Origin of the sequence: Mesorhizobium sp. M0159 (assembly GCF_040322295.1) — a bacterium.
Classification (GTDB): domain Bacteria; phylum Pseudomonadota; class Alphaproteobacteria; order Rhizobiales; family Rhizobiaceae; genus Mesorhizobium.
On record NZ_JAMYTF010000008.1, the window covers coordinates 91903 to 112543 of the forward strand.

Sequence of the window (20641 nt, forward strand, 5' to 3'; positions counted from 1 at the left end):
CCGTGCTTTCACTGGTCGCTGTTCTGAGCTTCGCTTTTCGTTGGGTCAGCCGGAGCACGCTTCACGATGCACGGCCCGATTGCATAGATCGATCGCAAATAACCCTCACGGCAATCGGCCGCGATTTTGCGAACTTCCGCGTCGTTCGACTGCTCCGCCATGGCAACGAAGCGCTCGACGATCACCTCGCGTGGCCTGATCGCCACTGCCGCCGCAAAGCGCCGCAAAACCGCATCCGGATGTTCGAGTAACCGTGGCAGGTCCTTGGAACTCGGCATGACATAGTGACCATAGGCGTCGACCAGTGTCGTGAAAGCTGAGTCCAGACGAAGCGCGGCGGCATTTTCCACCGCAAGCCTTAGCTGCCAGCGCTGTGCAAGGCAGATGAATTGGACGACCCTCCACCGAACGCCGGCATGTTCGTCATCCAGCCGCAGCATCACGCGGCCGAGAATGGTGCCGTCCGCAGGCGTGGTGCACCCTAGAAGCGCCTCGATCGCGTCGCACCGGATGCCCGAAGATTCGCTGTCGAGCAGATCGGCTATTTCCGCGACAACGCAATTCATCTTGTAGCTTGTTTTGGGACTGGCTTCGGCCACCAAGAAAGCGGCGGCGGCTTGGGTATGAAGGTTGCCGGACGTCAGCAGCGGCCGGAGATTTTCTATCGGAAAGCCTTTGCCAAATTCCGATTGAAGGGCGGACGTCAACTCGCTGTCGCCCTCGAAGCCGGGGGCCAACAACCTGCTCATTATGTCTTGGGGGGTCATTGGAATGGGTGGCGCGTCCACCCGCGAGTTTTGGATGACGATCCGTAGCCTGGTGGCAAGCGGACGTCAAGAAGGGCTGTCGAGGGCAGCGCAGGTATCGGGTGGCTCGCGCCGCCCCGATTTGCGACCAAGCATCCCGATTGCCGGCCAGAGCCGGCGCGAAAAAAGGATGCAGAAAATGTTCGCACTCACCAACAAGGTCGCCATCGTCACCGGCGCCAGTTCCGGGATCGGCCGCGCCACGGCAAAACTCTTTGCCGAGCAAGGCGCCAGGCTCGTCGTCGCCGCCCGCCGCCGGGCGGAACTCGATGCGCTGGTTGCCGAAATCGAAGACGCCGAGGGCACCGCCATTGCGCTTGCCGGCGACGTCCGCGACGAAGCCTACGCGAAAGTCCTGGTCGACCTGGCGGTCGAGAAATTCGGCGGGCTCGACATCGCCTTCAACAATGCCGGCTCGGTCGGCAGGATGGGGCCGGTTTCTGAGCTGTCGCTGAAGGGCTGGCGCGAGACGCTCGATACCAATCTGACCAGCGCCTTTCTCGGCGCGAAATACCAGGTGCCGGCGATGGTCGAACGCGGCGGCGGGTCGTTGATCTTCACCTCGACCTTCGTCGGCCACACGCTCGGCATGCCCGGCATGACCAGCTATGCCGCGAGCAAGGCCGGACTGATCGGATTGACGCAGGTGCTGGCCGCCGAATTTGGCGCCAAGGGCGTCCGGGTCAACGCGCTGCTGCCGGGCGGCACCGACACGCCTTCGGCGACATTCAACACACCTGAATCGCGGGCGTTCGTCGAAAACCTGCATGCCTTGAAGCGCGTCGCCGAGCCAGAGGAGATCGCCCGCTCGGCGCTTTACCTGGCTTCCGATGCATCGAGCTTCACCACCGGCACGGCACTGTTCGCCGACGGCGGTGTCTCGATCACCCGCACGTGAAGCGTTTCGCGGTTGGCGTCGGCCCGCCAGCCGCAATGTCAGCCCGCCAGCCGCAATGCCGGAAAAACCGGTCTTGCTTTTCCCGGCGATTTGACGATTCCGTCTTCTCCTCGAAAACGGGTTGGAAACATGCTGCTGATCAGGACGTATATCGCTGCAAGCGCAATCGAAGGCGTCGGCGTGTTCGCCGCCGAGCCGATCCGGAAAGGGGCGCAGATCTGGCGGCTCGATCCGGACTTCGACCGGCTGATCCCGATGGAAAGATACGAGACGGCGCCGCCGCACCTCAAGGAATTGCTCGACAGATATGCCTATCCCAGTCCGGACCGGCCGGGCTTCATGGTCTATGAGGTCGACAATGGCCGCTTCATGAACCACGCCGACAAGCCGAACACCGACTTTTCGCAATATGGCGGGGCCACCGCGACCCGCGACATCGCCGCCGGCGAGGAGATAACCTGCGACTACGGCGAGTTCTTCGAGGGTTTCGAGCAGCTCCACCTGGACACGGCATAGCCGCGCCTATCTGACCCAAGGCGAATTTTGTTCTTGCTTTGTGCCGGCAGCTATGCTACTAAATTGCGTATGGTGCTGATTCACCAGAGACCCGCCGCCGAGGCGGGTTTCTCGTTTCGGGATCGGCACCGCCTCTCAATCGGCTGTGGACAGCGCCCCTTGATTCTGCTATCAGCCGCCCCAATTCGTGGTGTAACGCGCCGCGGAGGCTTGCGGCTATGGCCGCTTGCCTGTTGATTTCAAACCGAAAGACAGGATTGCACGTGCAGGTACTCGTCCGCGACAACAATGTTGATCAGGCGCTTCGCGCGCTCAAGAAAAAGATGCAGCGCGAAGGCATCTTCCGCGAAATGAAGATGCGCGGACATTACGAAAAGCCCTCCGAGAAGCGCGCCCGTGAAAAGGCGGAAGCCGTGCGCCGTGCCCGCAAGCTGGCCCGCAAGCGCGCCCAGCGTGAAGGCCTGCTGCCGATGACGCCGCGTCCGGTCGCGGCCGGTGCTGCCGGTGCCGGTGCTCCGCGTCCGCCGCGGTTCTGACGTCAATTTTTCGTCCTTTTCCAAGGATATCCAAGGTGGCGCGATGCGGAATCGCCGCCACCTTTTTGTTGTGAGTTCGATCCGGTCCGAGAGGACCGGTTGGGAGAGATGCCGGTTCGGAGGGGGAACGGACCAGACGGCGCAGTAAGGACAGGGCAGACATGGACGCAATCACCGTAGAGCGCAGAACCGCGTGGCGCGGCCTCGCCCTGACGGCAGCCCTGCTTTCCGGGATGGCGCTTGCCAGCTGCCAGAGCGTTCCGACCGGCGAGTTCAACAACATCGACAAGGCGCAAGCCTCGACCGAGAACATCTCCTCACTGTCGGCGGTGATCCAGCGCAACCCCCAGGATCCGGAAGCCTACAATGTGCGCGGCTCGGCCTATGGCCGCGGCGGCCAGTACCAGGCGGCGCTCAAGGACTTCAACACCGCCATCCAGCTCAATCCGAATTTCTACCAGGCCTATTCCAACCGGGCGCTCATCCAGCGCTTCCTCGGTGATCAGGCAAGCGCGCTTGCCGACTACAACCGCTCGATCCAGATCAATTCCAACTATGACGCCGCCTATATCGGCCGCGGCAATCTCTACCGCAGGGCGGGCCGGGTCCAGGAAGCCTTCAACGATTTCCAGAAAGCCATCCAGCTCGACACGACCGATGCGCGCGCCTATCACAATCGCGGCCTGATCTACCAGAGTCAGGGCCAGCACGCCTTTGCCATCGAGGATTTCTCGACCGCCATTTCGCTGGCGCCGGATGCCTCCGAGCCTTACAACGGGCGCGGCCTCTCCTACCTTGCCATGAACGACGAGGACAATGCCTTCGCCGACTTCAACATGGCCATCAAGCTCGACGGCAAGAATGCCGAGGCCTGGTCCAACCAGGCGTTGATCTACGAGCGGCGCGGCGACAAGGTCAGGGCCGCGAAATCCTACCGCGAAGCCGTGCACCTCAATCCGACCTACCAGCCGGCCAAGGACGGCCTGGCCCGCACCAGTGCCGGCTCAGCGGCCGGTTAATCGGGCCTCCGTTTCCGCACTCCGACAACCCTGCGTTTAGCTTCGCCTTGCTGGCGCCAAGTTTTCGGCGGAACGCTCGGCGTGCTCAGCCGTTTGTACAAGGCAATTTCGAAAGGACCCTGCCATGATCAAGAAACTCGCTTGTGCCGCTGCTCTCGCCACGACCGTCGTTGCCGCTCCCGCCAGCGCCAGCAAGCTCCAGCTCGGCGTGCTCGACTGCACCATCGACGGCGGCACAGCCTATCTCGTCACCTCCAACAAGGGTGTTTCCTGTGTCTTTCGTCCGCATCGTGGCGGCCCCTCCGAAGTCTATACAGGGGTGATTTCCAAGCTCGGCGTCGATGTCGGCCGGACGCATCAGGGCCAGCTGGTATGGGCGGTTCTGGCGGCGACCCGCAACCACGATGAAGGTGACCTTGCCGGCAGCTACTATGGCGTGAACGCCGAGGCCAGCGTGGTCACCGGTGGCGGCGCCAATCTCCTGGTCGGCGGCCTCGACAGCGCCTTTTCGCTGCAGCCGCTCAGTGTCCAGGCACAGACCGGCGTCAACCTGGCGGTCGCCGTCACTTCGCTGGACCTGATCCATTCGTTCAAATAGCGGCCTCTGGCAAATACGGCCGTGGCCTTTCATCATGCGCCGGGATAGGACGGTTCCGCGTCGCGTAGTCGCCGGCGCGTGGCAGCCTTTTGATTGGGCGCCTTGCGGCTTCGAAATTGACCGATGATCGCGCGGTGGCGCCAAACTCATTCTGCGCGCAGCGCTTCGATCGGCTGTAGGCTTGCGGCCTTGCGGGCGGGATAGTAGCCGAAAAAGACGCCTACAGCCGCGGCAAAGCCGATAGCCAGCAGGACGGCGCTGAGATCGATGATCACCGGCCATTGAGCGATAGACCCAAGGGCGATTGCAGCAACAATCCCAATACCAGCACCTAGAATACCCCCGAGCAGGGCAAGCGTTGCTGCCTCAACGAGAAACTGGGCAAGGATATCTCGCCGTCGCGCGCCCACCGCAAGCCGCAGTCCGATCTCGCGGACCCGCTCCGTCACCGTCGCCAGCATGATGTTCATGATGCCGATCCCGCCCACGACCAGCGAAATTGAGGCCACCGCCGAAAGCAGCAGCGACACCACGCGTGTGGTCGAACCTTCGGCATTCGCAGCTTCGGCGAGGTTGCTCACCATGAAGCTGTCTTCCTGACCCGTCCGCAACCGGTGACGCTGCCACAGGAGTTGGCGGATCGCTGCCATCGTGTCCTCGGCCGAGGTCCAATCGGCGAACTTGACGGTGATGTTGTGTACGAAGGTCGGATTGGCACGGCTCGTGCCAATGAACTGACGTCGCGCCGTCCTCAGCGGCACAAGTGCCACATCGTCCTGGTCATCGCCCCACACGCTCTGGCCCTTCCGCTCCAGCAGTCCGATCACCGTGAACGGCACGTCGCGGATGCGGATCGCGGCGCCCAGCGGATCGGCTTTTCCGAACAACTTCTCCCGCATCGTCGTTCCGAGGAGCACCACGTTGGCGACGCGGTTGTTGTCCTCCGGGGTCATCTCCTGCCCGGCAATAACCCTCCACTCGCGCGCTGAGAAATATTCCGGCGTCACGCCGCGAAGCACGCCTTGCCAATTGGCGGAGCCGATCGTGAACTGCTCGCGGGCGTAGAGGAGTGGCGCCGCCACCACGACGCCGGGGATTTCCATTCCGATCGCCGCCGCGTCCTCTTCACTCAGCCGCGGCGCGCCACCGGCCCCAAGCCGCACGCTGCCCATCTTCGCACTGCCCGGACTGACGCTGATGAGGTTGGCGCCGAGGCTGCGGATCTGCGCAGTGATCCGTTCGCGCGCACCAACCCCGATCGCGATCATCACCACGACAGCGGCCACACCGATGATGATGCCCAACATGGTGAGCGCGCTGCGCATATGATGGGAGCGTAATGATCGCAGGGCGGTTCTTGTGCTACCGGACATTGTTGTACGCCAGCGCTAGACGGCGAGTGTCATCCAAAGGTCGGACCTGCTGTATGACAGGGGTGTCTGACAGAACGCGGCCGTCTCGAAAGGCTACAATGCGATCCGTATGGGCAGCTATCTCAGCCTCATGGGTGACCAGCACAATGGTCAGGCCCTCTCCATTGAGTCGGCGGAAAATTGCCATGATCTCCAGCCCTGTCTGGCTGTCGAGCGCACCAGTGGGTTCATCGGCCAGTAAAAGTAAAGGCTCCGTCACCAGGGCGCGGGCAATGGCAACGCGTTGCTGTTGTCCGCCCGAGAGTTCGGCAGGAGTATGTCTGGCCCGATCGGCGAGCCCTACCTTGGCCAGCATCGCCAGCGCTGCGCGCCGCCGCTCACCAGCCCACATGCGGCGATAGACAAGCGGCAGTTCCACATTTTCTAGTGCGCTGGCCCGCGGCAGCAGATTGAACGACTGAAACACGAAACCGATGTTCCTATTGCGGATCGCAGCGAGTTCATCGTGATGGAGTCCACCGACGTTTACCCCGTTCAGCCGATAGCGGCCTTCACTCGGACTGTCGAGGCAGCCCAGTATGTTCATGAAGGTAGACTTGCCCGATCCTGAAGATCCGATCACCGCGACGAATTCGCCTCGTTGAATCGTCATGGTCACCCCTTCGAGCGCCCACACCGGCTCTCCGCCAACACGGTAGCAATGGCGCAGCCGGTCGACGTCAATCAGAGCCATGGATACCTCACCACAACCGGAACTTGACCAGGACGGAAGACGCGTCATCGTCCCGACGCGGAGCAGTGGCAAGCCCCATAATGACCTGCTGCCCCTCAGTCAGGTCGCCTGCCAGCACCTCTGTTGCACGACCGTCGGTGATTCCAAGCCGGAGCAAAACAAGCTTCGGCTCGCGGTCTGGCCCAAATACAAATACCTCGCCCGGGCTTCCCGCCTCTACGCCCGTTTTGGCAATGGCCGGCGCGGTCGATCGCGCCACGTCCCCGGTATCACTCGGCGGCCGAAAACGCAGGGCCGCATTGGGCACTTTCAAGACCCCATGTCGCTTAGCCATTACCACGCTCAGATTGGCGGTCATGCCGGGCAACAGCAGCTCATCGGAATTTTGCGTACCGACCACCACTATGTATGTGACGACGTTTTGAACGACCTGCGGTGCCTTGCGTATCTGTTTTACCGTGCCGGTGAAAATTCGGTCGGGATAGGCATCGGCAGTGAAAGTAACCGGCTGCCCGAGCGCAAAACGGCTAATGTCGGCTTCCACCACAGAAGCTTCCACCTGCATCTCAGTCAGGTCTTGAGCTATGGTGAACAGTATCGGGGTCTGCAGGCTAGCCGCCAGGGTCTGACCGCCACTGACGGCGCGATTGACCACCGTGCCGGTGACCGGCGCGCGTACATAGGTGCGGTCAAGATCAATTTGGGCCTGCTGAAGCACCGCTTCCTTCTGCTTCACCTGGGCAAGCGTGTTGGCGAGCTCCGCTTCTGCCATGTTGAGGGTCGCCTTGGCGGCTCGAACGACTGCCGATTGCGACAGTTCCTCGGCCTGGGCGGCAGTCGCCTGCGCCTTGGCAGAATTATGCGCGGTATTCTCCCGCTCCCATTCACCCACCGCGATGATCTTCTGCTTAGCCAGGGAACGTTTGCGGTTCACTTCCTGCGCCGCACCATCGAGCGCGATTTCGGCGCGTGTAGTCTGTGCGGCTGCAGAATCATATCTGGCCTCGGCGGTCTCCATCTCTGCCCTGGCCCGCTCGATTTGCGCCCGATGTACCGAAACCTGCGTTTGCGCCATCTCCCGTTCGGCAAGGGCTTGCGCTACTCTCGCTTCGTAAATCTCCGGCTCAACCCGGGCTATCACCTGGCCTTTGGTGACCTTGGAGTTGAAGTCGACATAGAGTTCCTTCACCCGACCCGAGAGCTGAGAACCGACTTCCACCATAACTAGCGCGTTCAGCGTGCCAGCCGCCTGCACCGTTGTGACGATATCGCCGCGCTCCACCGCTTGCGAGCGAAAGGCGGGGGTATCGGGCCTGATCGAGGACGGCTTGAGGAGAGCTGAGAGATTATTGAAGGCCGATAAAACCTGGCCGGAAGTCGCCGATGACGTCGGTCCCATCGAACTCCCTGGCGTCACCGCCGCGCCGAGGATTACCGTAACGAACAAAACGCTGCGCATCATGTTCTGACCACCTCTGAGCCGGAAGGGAAAGGTAATCCCTTCCAGCTCTTTAATCTGCACTTGGCAGTGCCGCAGAGGAATTCTACAAACCTATAGAATAAACCCGTCAACAGCCAAATACATAGATGTTTGTTCGAAATTTCGGATATTACTACTTGCAGTGGCCGGGATTACCCTCGCAGGCCGTCTCGGTCTTGTTGCCAATGTTGCCTTGGCCTTCAGCCGTATCCTGCGTTACCGTGCCGAATGCATTGCCATTCACATCCTTCTTGGTCTCCGTGCATACGCAGTCGGGAGTGGCGCCGGTCTTCGTGCAAGACGCCACCGTGGATCCCCCGGCGGCGCAGAAGTCTTCGCACTGTGTCTGCGATACGCCGGGACAGGTCTGCGCTAGCGCTCCGCCTGTTCCAAGCAACAATGCCCCACCCATGAAAGCCGCAGCCGCGGCCACCTTTAAACCACTACATCTACATCCAATAATCATGTTCTCCTCCGATTTTGCCAGAGCTAGAGTGTGCTGCGCAGGCCATCTCTGGCACTGGTCGGCAGCATGAGGGCGCAACAAAGCCCTCGATTCGGCTCGATCGATTATGCTGTGGGGGATGCGGAAGTTATGAGGCCGCCAGCAACGGCTTTAAGCCGCCGGGCCTCCCAAGACTCTTTCGGGTGACAAGACTCTTTCGGATGAAGGGCCCTCTGCGGCGCACAGAATCGCCGCAATACTTGGCCTGCGCAAATCGGCAGCGCCCATTGTCGTGCTCCAGTACGACTGTAAGCGGGAATATTTCTTCTTGCTAATATATTAACCATATTTGCGGAAGCTGGCAACCAGTATCTGGGATATACGTCGGTTGAGGTGCTGCTAAATCGATTGGTAGAACGGCGTGAACATCGCAATCGGCGTCAACCAGTATCAGTTGCGCCGCAGAGCGGGTTGATCGTGGAGCCGAGATGCACGATCACCCTGGCTTCCCGCCTACATCATCATCTCAGCACACCGGAAACCGCTTGAACTCAACTGCGGTTGAGGTTTTACAAGCCGTCCCCGAAGCGCCGCGTGCCCATCTGGAGACGAAGAGCGCTCCAATATTTTAGACCAGCGTCTAGGGAAGCTCGGGGGACTGGATGACCAAAACAAGCACAAACGGGGTCGATTGGCGCGCGCTGTGGGCGAGCGGCGATCTGGCGCGCTTCTGCTTCATCAGCCTCGGCATTCTGCTGCACGCCACCAACGAAACCATGGTAGCAACGGTCATGCCGGCCATGGTCGGCGAACTTGCCGGCGTGCAACTGGTCGGCTGGTCGCTGGCGATCTACGAGCTCGGCGCCATCGTTGCCGGTGCGGCCGCCGGACGGCTGGTGAGCTATGTCGCGCTGCGTACCAACATGATGGTCGCCACAATGCTCTATGCCGCCGGCGCGCTGGTCTGCGCCACCGCGCCTTCGATGCCGCTGTTCCTCTGCGGCCGCCTGATCGAAGGGCTCGGTGGCGGCGCGCTGGTGTCGCTGGCCTTCGTCTCGGTCGAGCGGCTGTTTGCCCGCGCGATCTGGCCGCAGCTTTTCGGCGTCATGTCGGCGATCTGGGGTGTCGCCGCCTTCAGCGGGCCAGTGCTCGGCGCGGTCATGACCGAATTCTCGTCCTGGCGCTGGGCCTTCGGCGTCTTCACCCTGGGAGGCACGGCCATGGCGCTGGCAAGCTTCCTCGTGCTCGATACGCCTGAAGCAACGAGGCCGCAGGCGACGGGCGGCTCGGCGCCGCCCTTCCCCTTTGCGGCACTTGGCTGCCTCGCCGGCAGCGTCGTGCTGATTGCCACTGCCGGCGTCGACATCGCCCTGCTGCGCTCGTCGCTGCTGCTCACCCTCGGCCTGATCGGCCTGGCGCTGTTTATCTATATCGACGCACTGAAGCCGCGCTCGCGCCTGTTCCCGTCGCGGCTGTTCTCATGGCGCTCGTCGGTCGGCGCGGGCATGACCATGGTCGCGGCGTTTTCGGTGGCGACCTGCTCGTTCGCGGTCTACGGACCACTGCTTCTGACCAGCCTGCACGGCATTCCGATCCTGACCACCGGCTACATCATCGCCGCCGAATCGATCGCCTGGTCGATCCTGTCGATCCTCGTCGCCAATGCGCCACCGGAGCGCGAGCGGCTGATCATCGTCGGCGGGGCGCTGATGGTCGCCACGGGCGTCGCCGGTTTCGCCTATACGGTGCCGGCCGGCTCGATCCCGCTGATCCTGTTTTGTGCTTTGTTGCAAGGCGGCGGCTTCGGCATAGCCTGGCCGTTCGTCACGCGTGTCATCGTGGCATCGGCCAAGGAAGGCGAGCAGACGATCGCCTCGGCCGCCGTGCCGACCATGCAGCGCATCGGCTATGCCGTGGGTGCGGCACTGACCGGCATCGTCGCCAACGCCAGCGGCTTTTCCGAAGGCCTGAACCGCGAGGCCGCGGCGAACGTCGCCGCCTGGCTGTTCCTCGCCTTCATACCGCTCGGCATCCTGGGATGCCTCGCCGCCTTGCGGATTTCGGGGGCGACCGACACGAAGCCGGCGAAGCTGTCAATCTCCGTGGGGGAGATTGACTAGACAACGACCGTCTTCAGCCGGTCGGCGATTAGTGCCGCGAGCCGCGTCGCCACCTCGTCCTTGCTCATCTCCGGCCATTCCTCGACGCCGGCCTTCGAGACGATTCGCACCTTGTTGCGGTCGCCGCCCATCACGCCCGGAGAACCATCTTCATGCGAGACATCATTGGCGACGATAAGATCGGCACCCTTTTTTGCGAGCTTGGCCTCGGCATTCCTGACCAGATCCTGCGTCTCCGCGGCGAAACCGACCACCAGCATCGGCCGCTTTTTGTGATGCCCGACACCGGCAAGAATATCGGGATTTTCCACCATCTGCAGCGCCGGTGGCCCCTCGCCCGCCACCTTCTTGATCTTTTCCCCGGCCGAACTTTGTGTGCGCCAGTCGGCGACAGCCGCGACGAACACTGCCGCGTCGGCCGGCAGCAGCTGCTCGACCGCGTCCTTCATCTCGACGGCCGTTTCGACGTGCAGCGTGGCGACGCCGGCCGGATCGGCAATGCCGACCGGGCCGGAGACGAGACGCACGTCGGCGCCGAGCCTGGCCAGCGCCGCCGCGATGGCGTGGCCCTGCTTGCCCGACGAGCGGTTGGCGATGTAGCGCACCGGGTCGATCGGTTCATGCGTCGGTCCGGAAGTGACGATGATCCTCCTGCCTGCCAGCGGCTTTGGCCGGCTGTCGAGCAGCGCCTCGATCGCGGTGACGATCTTCAGCGGCTCGGCCATGCGGCCCTCGCCCACCTCGTTGCTTTCGGCCATCTCGCCTTTCGCCGGGCCGACGAATGCGACGCCGTCCTTGCCCAGCATCGCGCGGTTGCGGCGGACCGCCGGATGCGCCCACATTTTCGGGTTCATCGCCGGCGCCATCAAAACCTCCTTGTCGGTGGCGATGAGCACCGTCGAGGCAAGGTCGTTGGCGTGGCCGTTGGCGAGCTTTGCCATCAGGTCGGCGGTGGCCGGCGCCACGACCAAAAGGTCGGCCTCGCGCGACAGCCTGATATGGCCGATGTCGTGCTCGTCCTGCCGATCGAACAGTTCGGTGAAAACATGGTCGGCGGACAGCGCCCCGGCCGACAGCGTAGTGACGAACTCCTGCGCCGCCGCGGTCATCACCACCCGCACTGCCGCACCGCGCTCGCGCAGCCGGCGGATCAGGTCGAGCGCCTTGTAGGCGGCGATGCCGCCGCCGATGATCAGCAGGATGCGCTTGCCGGAGAGGATGCCTCGCGGGCTGGAGACGGCGACCACCGACGTTGCCGGACTCTGCGAACTCGTCAGTTCGCGCAGTGTTTTCTCGATCTGGTCGATGCGACCGGCCGAACCGAACTGACCTTCGACCGCTGCGCGGATCATCACCCGCGCTTGGTCTTCCATCGACCGGCCATTCTCCGCCGCCAGTCGGCGCAGCAGGTCCTTGACCTCGTCATCAAGGTTGCGGATCGTGATGCTGGCCATCTGATTGCACCTTGCCCGGAATTGCTGAGTGCAATGATAGCAATGCAATCACTTTGCAACAAGCGCTAGAATATACGCCAGGCGATATACACCAGCGTCAGCGCGATCACCCACAGCGCCAGCCGGCCGGAGCGGGTGTGGCGCGCCTCGGCTTTGCCGATCGCGTCCGCCGTCCCCTCGTCGAAGCGCAGGCCGTTTTCGGCCATCAAGTCGATTTCGCGCGACAGCCGCTCGGTACGGGCTGCGAGGTCCGGCGCCTGACGGGCCAGCGCCAGCAGCGCGTTGGCACCGTCGCGCGCATCGGCCAGCAGGGCGCGCGGGCCGAGATTGCGGGCAATCCAGCCGCTCACCACCGGCTCCGACGTCTTCCACATGTTGAAGGCCGGGTCGAGGGTGCGGGCGACGCCTTCGACAACGACCATGGTCTTCTGCAGCAGCACCAGCTCGGACCGCGTCGCCATGTCGAAGAGGTCGGTCACCTCGAACAGCAGCGTCAACAGCTTGGCCATCGAGATGGTCTCGGCCGGCTGGCCGTGGATCGGTTCGCCGATCGCCCGGATCGCCTGGGCGAAAGCCGCGACATTGTGCTGGCGCGGCACGTAGCCGGCCTCGAAATGAACTTCGGCGACGCGCTGGTAATCGCGCGTGATGAAGCCGTAGAGGATTTCGGCGAGGAACCGGCGCTCCTTCCTGCCGAGCCGGCCGGCAATGCCGAGATCGACGGCGACGATGGTGCCGTCGGCCTCTATAAACAGGTTGCCCGGGTGCATGTCGGCGTGGAAGAAACCGTCACGCAGCGTATGGCGCAGAAACGACTGAACGAGGTTGGCGGCAATCGCCTTCAGGTCGTGGCCGGCGGCGGCAAGGCCGGCAACATCGTTCATCTTGATGCCGTCGACCCATTCCATGGTCAGCACGTCACGACCGGTGCGCTCCCAGTCGACCGACGGCACACGGAAGCCGGGATCGTCCTTGGTATTCTCGCCGAGCTCCGAAAAAGCCGCCGCCTCCAGCCTCAAATCCATTTCGATTTTGGTCGTCTGGGCCAGTGTCTCGGTCACCTCGACCGGCCGCAGCCGGCGCGACGACGGGATGTATTTTTCCTGCAGCCGGGCGGCGAGGAAATAGCTCTCGAGATCGCGAAAGAAGCGGCGGCGCACGCCCGGCCGGATGACCTTTACTGCTACCCGGGTAATGACGCCGTCCTGCAGGGCTTCGGCGGTATGAACCTGGGCGATCGAGGCGGCGGCGACGGCCTCGCCGAAACTGACATAGAGCTCCTCGATCTTGCGTCCGAGCGAGGCTTCTATCGCTGCAACGGCCTCGGCCTTCGCAAACGTCTCCATCTTGTCCTGCAGCATGGCGAGATCAAGCGCGATATCGTTTCCGACGACATCCGGCCGTGTCGCCAGGAACTGGCCGAGCTTGACGTAGGACGGGCCGAGCCGCACGACCGCCTTGGCCAGCCTGTCGCCGCGCTCATAGGCAAGCGCGCGACGGCGGGTGAACAGCCGGGCCATGCGCCAGCCGAATTTCGGCAAGCCGAAGAGCTCGTCACCGGGCAAAGCCGCGATGACACCCTCGCGGACCAGCACCCAGCCGGCCCGTACGAGCCTGAAACCAGCGCCGATGCTGCTCATGGCTGGCTTTGCCCTGCCGGTTTCCTGAACTGGCGCAAGGCACGTCGGAAAATGCGGGCCAGCCTCAAAGCTTCCAGCCCGAATGAAGCGCGGCGATGCCGCCGGAATAATTGCGGAATGAGGCGCGCTCGAAGCCTGCGCGCGAAATCATCGCCGCGAAATTCTGCTGATTGGGAAACTTGCGGATCGATTCGACCAGATAGGAATAGGGCTCGTCATCGCCGGTCACCACCTTGCCGATCCGCGGAATGGCGTTGAACGACCATGCTTCATAGACCTTGTCGAGCAGCGGCATCTCGACCTCGGAGAATTCAAGGCAGAGAAAGCGCCCGCCAGGCTTCAGCACGCGATAGGCTTCGGCAAGCGCCACATCGATGCGCGGCACGTTGCGGATGCCGAAAGCGATGGTGTAGGCGTCGAAAGTAGCGTCGGCAAAAGGCAGTTCCTCGGCATTGGCTTCGACGAAATCGGTATTTGCCGACAGGCCTTTTTTCTCGGCCCGGTCGCGGCCGACGGCGAGCATCGAGCCGTTGATATCGAGAACCGTTGCATGAGAGTGCCTGCCGCTCGCCTCGACGATGCGGAAGGCGACGTCGCCGGTGCCGCCGGCAACGTCGAGAACGCTCCAGCCCGGCCGCTTCGGTGGATTGAGCCAGGCGACCATGGCGTCCTTCCACAACCGATGCAAGCCGGCCGACATCAGGTCGTTCATCAGGTCGTAGCGGTTCGCCACCTTGTGGAAAACATCATTGACCAGGGACTGCTTGTCGCCTGGCCCTACCCGCTTGAAACCATAGGAGGTTTCCATGCCGCCCGCAGCAGTGGTTCTTTCAACCGACATCGTTTTGATCCGCCATAAAATCGGCGGGACCATAGCCGATCGATGGTGCGGGCGCTATTGTTTAAGGCGCGGTGTTCGGCCGCGCTTCGAAGCAGGTTCCGGAAAAGTGTCACACGGTTTTCCGACAGGAACTTGCGTCATAAGAAAAAGCCTGACGGGATAATTGAATGCCTTTGAAAGCAGAACTGCACTGCCACATCGAAGGGGCAGCGGCGCCTGAACTCGTCCTCCGCCAGGCTGAGAAATACGGCAAGGATGCCTCGCCCTACATCCAGGACGGCTCCTTCGTCTGGCACGACTTCACCTCTTTCCTCGCCGCCTACGACTTCTCGTCGGACCTGTTCCGCACCGAAGAAGACTATGCGCGGCTGGCCGATCATTACCTGACCAGCCTCGCCCGCGACGGCGCCATCTATTCCGAGGTTTTCACCTCGCCCGACCATGCCAGCAAGGCCGGGCTGTCGCCGAAGGCCTATACCGACGCGCTCGGCGAAGGCATGGCCCGCGCCAAGGCGAAGACCGGCATCGAAGGCCGCATGATCGTCACCGGCGTGCGCAATTTCGGTGTCGAATCGATCGAGCGAGCGGCGCGTTTCGCCGCGCGCTGCGGGCATCCGCTGGTCACCGGTTTCGGCGTCGCCGGCGACGAGCGGATAGGCGACCTGGAAGATTATGTCAGGGCCTTCGAGATCGCCCGCGAGGCCGGCCTCGGCATCACCGTCCATGCCGGCGAATTGATGGGCTGGGAGAGCGTCGAGGCGGCACTCGACCACATCCGCCCGTCTCGCATCGGCCATGGCGTGCGCGCCATCGAGAACCCCGAGCTTGTGCGGCGCATCGCCGACGAAGGCGTCGTGCTCGAATGCTGCCCTGGCTCCAACATCGCCCTGAAAATCTTCGACAGCTTCGCCGACCATCCCTTCCCCGCCTTGCGGGCAGCGGGCTGCAAGGTGACGCTCAACTCCGATGACCCACCCTATTTCTGGACCTCGCTGAAACGCGAATACGACATCGCTGCCGAGCATTTTGCGATGGACGACAAGGCGCTCACCGCCGTCACCAGGACGGCCATCGAGGCAGCCTTCGTCGACAGGAAGACCAGGGCGGTGCTGCTGGGCAGGCTCGGCGCCAAGGGCAGGTGAATGGTGAATGGTGAATGGTTCACCCGGCGCTTCGGTTCGTCAACCGCGAGTTTTTCCGCGCAACCAAGGACTCGCAAACCAGTTCACTATTCACTATTCACCATTCACCATTCATTTGCGCAGTTGGAGAACACCATGAAGGGCGTCACCGTCGTCGACCATCCGCTTGTCCAGCACAAGCTGACCATCATGCGCAAGAAGGAAACCTCGACGGCCGGCTTCCGGCGGCTGCTGCGCGAGATCTCGCTGCTGCTCGGCTACGAGGTCACCCGCAACCTGGAACTGACGACGACGACCATCGAGACGCCGATCGAGACGATGGAGGCGCCGACGCTGGAGGGCAAGAAACTGGTCTTCGCCTCGGTGCTGCGCGCCGGCAACGGCTTGCTCGAAGGCCTGCTCGATCTGGTGCCGGCGGCGCGTGTCGCCCATATCGGCCTCTATCGCGACCATGAGACGCTGGAAGCGGTCGAGTATTTCTTCAAGGCGCCGGGCGACCTCGCCGACCGGCTGGTGATCGTCGTCGACCCGATGCTGGCGACCGCCAATTCGGCGATCGCGGCGATCGACAAGCTGAAAGGCCGCGGTGCCACCAACATCCGCTTCCTCTGCCTGCTGGCGGCACCAGAGGGCCTCGAGCGGTTTACCCAGGCGCATCCCGATGTTCCGGTCTTCACCGCTTCCATCGACCGCCAGCTCAACGAAAAGGGCTATATCATGCCGGGTCTCGGCGATGCCGGCGACCGCATGTACGGCACCAAATAGATCCGTTTACCGATTGTTTACGCAAACGGCTGGTTTCCGCACTCGTTAAAGCGGCAATCACCATGTCGGACTAAGGATCGGCAACCACAAAGGCCGGTCCATGCTGCGCAAGCTCCTCATCCTTGGCGTGTTTGCCGGAACGTCGGCATCGCTGCCGATCGTCTATCAGTCCAATTCACAGGTAATCGAGCGGCTGTTGAAATCCGCCATCGGAGCCAGGCCGGCCGACACACAAACCGACCTGAATCTCGCCGCCGTCCCGGACAGGCCCACAACGCCGCAGCCGCTCGGCCGCAAGGTCGTGGTCACCGCGGACTCGCGCGGGCATTTCATGTCGGTCTTCAAGTTGAACGGCCGCCAGATCGACGGCATGATCGATACCGGTGCCACGCTCGTCGCCATCAACACCTCGACTGCGCGCAGGATCGGCATCTCGCTCAATTCGACGGACTTCAGCCATCAGGTCAACACCGCCAATGGTGCGATCAAGGCCGCCGTGGTGACGATTGATCGCCTGCAGATCGGCAAGATCACCGTCGAGGGCGTCGAGGCCGTCGTGCTCGACGACAGGGCGCTGCACACCAACCTGATCGGCATGAGCTTTCTGCAGCGACTCGAAAAATACCAGGTCGAAGACGGCAAGCTGCTGCTGGTTCAGTAAAACGTGATCCCGAACCGCAGGTCCGCGCCAGCGAAAAGTGGGGACCGGTTTTCGGACAAGATCGTGGTCCAAAGAAAGATAGAGCCCATCCGATACCATCGGAATGGCTCTACCCGCGCGGCAGGATCCGCCGGATGACGGTTTTCTCCGTGGCCGGTTTGGAAGTGCCGATGGTATAGGCCGAAAGCACGGCGGCCGCGGCCGCTTCGGCATCCCCGATATTGCGGGCATGGACCAGCGCCAGCGCTTCGCCGGCCCGCACTTCAGCGCCGACCGGCAACAGCCTGGTGATGCCGACGGCGTGATCGATCCTGTCGTCGGGCCGCGTCCGCCCGCCGCCAAGCCCGACCACGGCAAGCCCGATCTCGCGGGTCGCGATGCCGGTGACAAAGCCATTCGCGCTCGCCTTGACCGCGAATTCCGTTGCCGCTTTCGGCAAATATTTTTCCGGATTGTCGACAAAGTCGACGGGACCACCCAGTGCCGCCACCATGCGCGCGAAGATGGAAGCGGCGCGGCCGCCGGCCAGCGTTTCGGCGGCGCGGCGCAGGCCGTCCTGGTTGGACGATACCAGGCCTGCCGATTGTAGCATCTCGGCGGCCAGCGCCAGTGTCACGTCCTCCAGCCGCCGGTCGCGAAAGCGGCCGGTGAGAAAATCGACGGCGTTGCGCACCTCGACCGCATTGCCGGCGGCGGACGCCAGCGGCTCGTTCATGCCGGTGACCAGCGCCGAGGCCTTAAGGCCGGCGCCATTGGCGACGTCGACCAGGCTGTTGGCCAGTGCGGTTGCGTCGCGCGATTTCTCCATGAAGGCGCCGTTGCCGACCTTGACATCGAGCACCAGCGAACCAAGGCCGGCCGCCAGCTTCTTCGACAGGATCGAGGCGGTGATCAGCGGCACCGATTCCACCGTTCCCGTCACATCGCGGATCGCGTAGAGCCTGGCGTCGGCGGGTGCCAGGTCGGCGGTCTGGCCGATGATGGCGCAGCCGGTTTCGAGCACGGTCTTGCGGAAGCGCGCAACATCCGGCTGGCTGATATAGCCGGGGATGGCATCCATCTTGTCCAGCGTGCCGCCGGTATGGCCGAGACCCCTGCCGGAAATCATCGGCACATAGGCGCCGCAGGCAGCGACGATCGGCGCCAGCATCAAGGAGACGTTGTCGCCGACGCCGCCCGTCGAATGCTTGTCGGTGACCGGGCCGGGCAGATCCGACCAGTCGAGCACATCGCCGGAATCGCGCATCGCCATAGTCAGCGCCACCGCCTCGTCGCGGCTCATGCCGTTGAAGAACACCGCCATGGCAAAGGCGCCGACCTGCGCGTCGGTGACTGTGCCGGCGGTCAGACCCTCGATGAAGAACGCTGTCTCCTCAGCCGAGAGCTTCTGGCCATCGCGCTTGCGGCGGATGATTTCCTGTGGAAGCATCAGGCGTCGACCCTGTGCTCCGGAAGCCCGTCCTGAAAAACACGCTGCAGAATGGTCGCCAGCCGCGCGCCGCCGACCGGCGCCATGTCCTTGGTCTCCTGGTGCGACAGCTCGGCTCCGGTCATGCCGGCGGCAAGGTTGGTCACGACCGAACACGCGGCGACGCGCAGCCCAAGGAAGCGGGCGAGAATGACCTCCGGCACCGTCGACATGCCGACCGCGTTGGCGCCCATGACGCGCGCCATGCGGATCTCGGCGGGCGTCTCGAAGCATGGGCCGGAGAACCACATATAGACGCCCTTGTGCAGCGTGGTACCGGTGGCCTTCGCCGCCTGCTCGATGGCGGAGCGGAGACCGGCGTCGTAGGCTTCGGTCAGGCCGACGAAACGGCGGTCGCTCGGTTCGCCGATCAGCGGGTTGGAGCCCGAGAAATTGATGTGATCGGTGATCAGCATCACCGAGCCCGGGCCCATCCCGGGATCGACCGAACCGGCGGCGTTGGTGAGGATCAGCCTGGAGATGCCGAGGCCGGCGAGCACCTCGAGTGCCGGCCGCATCGCCGCGGCGTTGCCGTGCTCGTAATAATGCGCCCGGCCGGACAGCATCAGCACCGGCGTGCCGGCAAAGAGCCCCGCCACCACCTCGCCGGCATGGCCGCTGACTCCGCTTCGGGGAAACCCCGGCAAGTCGGCGTAGGAGATGCGCACCGCATCCTCGACCTGGTCGACAAGCCCGCCAAGCCCTGACCCCAGCACCAAGGCGGTGGTCGGCGCCAGCCCGTCCAGCCTTTCGACGAGGTGATCGAGCGCTTCCTTCATTTCAGCACATCGCCTTCAAACCCGTATGGCAGCAACTCGCCCATGGTCACGGTCTCAACCACGCCGCTATCATCGCAGAGATAGAATTTCGTCTCCGGCCGGCAGAATTCCGCCAGCCGCTGCCGGCAGCCGCCGCAGGGCGAGCATTTTGCCACGCGTTCGGCGATCACGGCGATTTCCGTGATCTTGCCGCCGCCGCCCATGACGTAGTGGCCGAGCGCGGTGGTTTCGGCGCACCAGCCCTCCGGATAGGACGCGATCTCGACATTGGCGCCGGTGAAGACACGGCCGTCCTCGGTGCGCAACGCCGCGCCGACCGGAAATTTCGAATAGGGCGCATAGGCCTTGGCCATGGCGGCTTTCGCCGCTTCGAACAGATCATGAGCCATGATAGATCAGCGTTCCTTGACATACGGCACGCCGCCGGCGCGCGGCGGGATTGCCTTGCCGATGAAGCCGGCAAGCAGGATGACGGTCAGCACATAGGGCAGCGCCTGCATGAATTGCACCGGCACCTTGCCGATCATTGGCAGTGGCGTGCCTTGCAGGCGGATCGACGCCGCGTCGAGGAAGCCGAACAGCAGGCAGGCGAACATGGCGTTGACCGGTTTCCATTTGGCGAAGATCAGCGCGGCCAGCGCGATGTAGCCCTTGCCGGCGGTCATGTCCTTCACGAAGCCGCCATTCTGCACCATCGACAGATAGGCGCCGGCAATGCCGGTGAGCACGCCGGTGCAGATCAGCGCCCGGTAGCGCAGCCAGGCGACTGATATGCCGGCGGTGTCGACGGCGGCGGGGTTCTCGCCGACGGCGCGCAGGCGCAAGCCGAAGCGGGTGCGAAACAGCACCCACCAGGTGAACGGCACGGCCAGGAAGGCGAGATAGACCAGCACGGAATGGCCGGAGATGAGTTCCGAATAGATCGGCCCGAGGATCGGCACGCTCCTGAACGCCTCCGCGCCCGGCCAGGTGATTGCCTCGAACCGCTCGCCGGCGGCCAGCGCCGGCGTGCGCCCGCCTTGCTGGAACCAGGCTTGGCCGAGCATGATCGTCGATCCGGCGGCAATGAAATTGATCGCGACACCCGAGACGATCTGGTTGCCGCGATGGGTGATCGAGGCAAAGCCGTGGATCAGCGCGAAGGCAACCGAAATGAGGATGGCCATGCCGAGGCCGAGATAGGCCGAGTGGAAGACCGAGGCGGCGGCCGCACCGGCGAAGGCGCCGACCAGCATCTTGCCCTCGAGCCCGATGTCGAAGACGCCGGCGCGCTCCGAATAGAGGCCGGCGAGGCAGGCGAGCAGCAAGGGCACCGACAGGCGGATGGTCGAGTCCAGGACCTGCACGATGGCGTTGAAGAAATCCAT

21 protein-coding genes are annotated in these 20641 nt (G+C 63.3%); 9 read left to right on the forward strand and 12 right to left on the reverse strand.

Annotation, left to right across the window (positions count from 1 at the left end; genetic code table 11):
- Window positions 1–8 precede the first annotated feature (8 nt).
- Window positions 9–749 (reverse strand): hypothetical protein, encoded by a 741-nt coding sequence (locus NKJ32_RS11180; protein ID WP_352588231.1) that lies wholly within the window; start codon window positions 747–749, stop codon window positions 9–11.
- A 196-nt stretch (window positions 750–945) separates the two neighbouring features.
- Here NKJ32_RS11180 and NKJ32_RS11185 point away from each other — a divergent pair, with 196 nt between their 5' ends.
- The 5 genes from NKJ32_RS11185 (at window position 946) to NKJ32_RS11205 (ending at window position 4373) form a co-directional block, all read left to right on the forward strand.
- Window positions 946–1704: an SDR family oxidoreductase gene (locus NKJ32_RS11185; RefSeq protein WP_352755045.1), complete on the forward strand. Its 759-nt coding sequence runs from the start codon at window positions 946–948 to the stop codon at window positions 1702–1704.
- Between the two features lie 129 nt (window positions 1705–1833).
- Complete coding sequence (locus NKJ32_RS11190; protein WP_352755047.1) at window positions 1834–2220, forward strand: SET domain-containing protein; 387 nt, start codon at window positions 1834–1836, stop codon at window positions 2218–2220.
- Window positions 2221–2483: 263 nt separating this feature from the next.
- Entirely contained in the window at window positions 2484–2756 is a 273-nt protein-coding gene (gene rpsU, locus NKJ32_RS11195; protein WP_023675331.1) for a 30S ribosomal protein S21, read from the forward strand.
- Between the two features lie 161 nt (window positions 2757–2917).
- Entirely contained in the window at window positions 2918–3775 is an 858-nt protein-coding gene (locus NKJ32_RS11200) for a tetratricopeptide repeat protein (RefSeq protein ID WP_352755050.1), read from the forward strand.
- A gap of 124 nt (window positions 3776–3899) precedes the next feature.
- Window positions 3900–4373: a DUF992 domain-containing protein gene (locus NKJ32_RS11205; RefSeq protein WP_023675329.1), complete on the forward strand. Its 474-nt coding sequence runs from the start codon at window positions 3900–3902 to the stop codon at window positions 4371–4373.
- Window positions 4374–4519: 146 nt separating this feature from the next.
- On the opposite strand, the gene NKJ32_RS11210 is transcribed toward NKJ32_RS11205, so the two are convergent.
- From NKJ32_RS11210 to NKJ32_RS11225, 4 genes are all read right to left on the reverse strand, one after another.
- Window positions 4520–5698: an ABC transporter permease gene (locus NKJ32_RS11210; RefSeq protein WP_352640830.1), complete on the reverse strand. Its 1179-nt coding sequence runs from the start codon at window positions 5696–5698 to the stop codon at window positions 4520–4522.
- Between the two features lie 37 nt (window positions 5699–5735).
- Window positions 5736–6479 (reverse strand): ABC transporter ATP-binding protein, encoded by a 744-nt coding sequence (locus tag NKJ32_RS11215; RefSeq protein WP_352588246.1) that lies wholly within the window; start codon window positions 6477–6479, stop codon window positions 5736–5738.
- 7 nt (window positions 6480–6486) lie between these two features.
- Window positions 6487–8001 carry an efflux RND transporter periplasmic adaptor subunit gene (locus NKJ32_RS11220; protein WP_352755052.1) on the reverse strand — a complete coding sequence of 505 codons (1515 nt, stop codon included), beginning with the start codon at window positions 7999–8001 and terminating at the stop codon, window positions 6487–6489.
- A gap of 91 nt (window positions 8002–8092) precedes the next feature.
- Window positions 8093–8266 (reverse strand): hypothetical protein, encoded by a 174-nt coding sequence (locus NKJ32_RS11225; RefSeq protein WP_352755054.1) that lies wholly within the window; start codon window positions 8264–8266, stop codon window positions 8093–8095.
- Window positions 8267–9066: 800 nt separating this feature from the next.
- Here NKJ32_RS11225 and NKJ32_RS11230 point away from each other — a divergent pair.
- On the forward strand, window positions 9067–10524 hold the full coding sequence (locus NKJ32_RS11230) for an MFS transporter (protein WP_352755056.1): 1458 nt from the start codon (window positions 9067–9069) through the stop codon (window positions 10522–10524).
- On the opposite strand, the gene coaBC is transcribed toward NKJ32_RS11230, so the two are convergent.
- From coaBC to ubiE, 3 genes are all read right to left on the reverse strand, one after another.
- Complete coding sequence (gene coaBC / locus NKJ32_RS11235) at window positions 10521–11978, reverse strand: bifunctional phosphopantothenoylcysteine decarboxylase/phosphopantothenate--cysteine ligase CoaBC (RefSeq protein WP_352755058.1); 1458 nt, start codon at window positions 11976–11978, stop codon at window positions 10521–10523. The two genes, NKJ32_RS11230 and coaBC, sit on opposite strands and share 4 nt — an antisense overlap.
- Before the next feature lie 65 nt (window positions 11979–12043).
- Window positions 12044–13618, reverse strand: coding sequence for a 2-polyprenylphenol 6-hydroxylase (gene ubiB / locus NKJ32_RS11240; protein WP_352568185.1), 1575 nt, complete (start codon window positions 13616–13618; stop codon window positions 12044–12046).
- A gap of 64 nt (window positions 13619–13682) precedes the next feature.
- Entirely contained in the window at window positions 13683–14459 is a 777-nt protein-coding gene (ubiE, locus tag NKJ32_RS11245; protein WP_352698522.1) for a bifunctional demethylmenaquinone methyltransferase/2-methoxy-6-polyprenyl-1,4-benzoquinol methylase UbiE, read from the reverse strand.
- Between the two features lie 167 nt (window positions 14460–14626).
- Between ubiE and NKJ32_RS11250 the strand changes: the two genes are divergently transcribed.
- The 3 genes from NKJ32_RS11250 to NKJ32_RS11260 all read left to right on the forward strand — a co-directional run bounded on the left by NKJ32_RS11250 (window position 14627) and on the right by NKJ32_RS11260 (window position 17027).
- Window positions 14627–15601 carry an adenosine deaminase gene (locus NKJ32_RS11250; protein WP_352454014.1) on the forward strand — a complete coding sequence of 325 codons (975 nt, stop codon included), beginning with the start codon at window positions 14627–14629 and terminating at the stop codon, window positions 15599–15601.
- Window positions 15602–15736: 135 nt separating this feature from the next.
- Window positions 15737–16366: a uracil phosphoribosyltransferase gene (gene upp / locus NKJ32_RS11255; protein WP_023675320.1), complete on the forward strand. Its 630-nt coding sequence runs from the start codon at window positions 15737–15739 to the stop codon at window positions 16364–16366.
- 100 nt (window positions 16367–16466) lie between these two features.
- Entirely contained in the window at window positions 16467–17027 is a 561-nt protein-coding gene (locus tag NKJ32_RS11260) for a TIGR02281 family clan AA aspartic protease (protein WP_352568187.1), read from the forward strand.
- 109 nt (window positions 17028–17136) lie between these two features.
- Here NKJ32_RS11260 and deoA read toward each other — a convergent pair whose 3' ends face one another.
- The 4 genes from deoA to NKJ32_RS11280 are packed head-to-tail and all read right to left on the reverse strand — an operon-like array spanning window position 17137 to window position 20641.
- On the reverse strand, window positions 17137–18456 hold the full coding sequence (gene deoA / locus NKJ32_RS11265; RefSeq protein ID WP_352755060.1) for a thymidine phosphorylase: 1320 nt from the start codon (window positions 18454–18456) through the stop codon (window positions 17137–17139).
- Window positions 18456–19274, reverse strand: a complete 819-nt coding sequence (locus tag NKJ32_RS11270) for a purine-nucleoside phosphorylase (RefSeq protein WP_352448279.1) — start codon at window positions 19272–19274, stop codon at window positions 18456–18458. Before NKJ32_RS11270 ends, deoA begins: the two co-directional genes overlap by 1 nt.
- The gene (cdd, locus tag NKJ32_RS11275; protein ID WP_023675315.1) at window positions 19271–19663 is read right to left on the reverse strand and encodes a cytidine deaminase; all 393 of its coding nucleotides are present in this window, start codon (window positions 19661–19663) and stop codon (window positions 19271–19273) included. The genes NKJ32_RS11270 and cdd overlap by 4 nt, the downstream gene beginning before the upstream one ends.
- 6 nt (window positions 19664–19669) lie before the next feature.
- A complete protein-coding gene (locus NKJ32_RS11280) occupies window positions 19670–20641 on the reverse strand; it encodes an ABC transporter permease (RefSeq protein ID WP_352576206.1) in 972 nt (323 codons plus the stop codon).

Coding starts and splice junctions, on each gene's coding strand:
- NKJ32_RS11180 (WP_352588231.1), bottom strand. CDS start 749: ATGAGCAGGTTGTTGGCCCCCGGCTTCGAGGGCGACAGCGAGTTGACG.
- NKJ32_RS11185 (WP_352755045.1), top strand. CDS start 946: ATGTTCGCACTCACCAACAAGGTCGCCATCGTCACCGGCGCCAGTTCC.
- NKJ32_RS11190 (WP_352755047.1), top strand. CDS start 1,834: ATGCTGCTGATCAGGACGTATATCGCTGCAAGCGCAATCGAAGGCGTC.
- NKJ32_RS11200 (WP_352755050.1), top strand. CDS start 2,918: ATGGACGCAATCACCGTAGAGCGCAGAACCGCGTGGCGCGGCCTCGCC.
- NKJ32_RS11205 (WP_023675329.1), top strand. CDS start 3,900: ATGATCAAGAAACTCGCTTGTGCCGCTGCTCTCGCCACGACCGTCGTT.
- NKJ32_RS11210 (WP_352640830.1), bottom strand. CDS start 5,698: ATGCGCAGCGCGCTCACCATGTTGGGCATCATCATCGGTGTGGCCGCT.
- NKJ32_RS11215 (WP_352588246.1), bottom strand. CDS start 6,479: ATGGCTCTGATTGACGTCGACCGGCTGCGCCATTGCTACCGTGTTGGC.
- NKJ32_RS11230 (WP_352755056.1), top strand. CDS start 9,067: ATGACCAAAACAAGCACAAACGGGGTCGATTGGCGCGCGCTGTGGGCG.
- coaBC (WP_352755058.1), bottom strand. CDS start 11,978: ATGGCCAGCATCACGATCCGCAACCTTGATGACGAGGTCAAGGACCTG.
- ubiB (WP_352568185.1), bottom strand. CDS start 13,618: ATGAGCAGCATCGGCGCTGGTTTCAGGCTCGTACGGGCCGGCTGGGTG.
- ubiE (WP_352698522.1), bottom strand. CDS start 14,459: ATGTCGGTTGAAAGAACCACTGCTGCGGGCGGCATGGAAACCTCCTAT.
- NKJ32_RS11250 (WP_352454014.1), top strand. CDS start 14,627: ATGCCTTTGAAAGCAGAACTGCACTGCCACATCGAAGGGGCAGCGGCG.
- upp (WP_023675320.1), top strand. CDS start 15,737: ATGAAGGGCGTCACCGTCGTCGACCATCCGCTTGTCCAGCACAAGCTG.
- NKJ32_RS11260 (WP_352568187.1), top strand. CDS start 16,467: ATGCTGCGCAAGCTCCTCATCCTTGGCGTGTTTGCCGGAACGTCGGCA.
- deoA (WP_352755060.1), bottom strand. CDS start 18,456: ATGCTTCCACAGGAAATCATCCGCCGCAAGCGCGATGGCCAGAAGCTC.
- NKJ32_RS11270 (WP_352448279.1), bottom strand. CDS start 19,274: ATGAAGGAAGCGCTCGATCACCTCGTCGAAAGGCTGGACGGGCTGGCG.
- cdd (WP_023675315.1), bottom strand. CDS start 19,663: ATGGCTCATGATCTGTTCGAAGCGGCGAAAGCCGCCATGGCCAAGGCC.
- NKJ32_RS11280 (WP_352576206.1), bottom strand. CDS start 20,641: ATGGATTTCTTCAACGCCATCGTGCAGGTCCTGGACTCGACCATCCGC.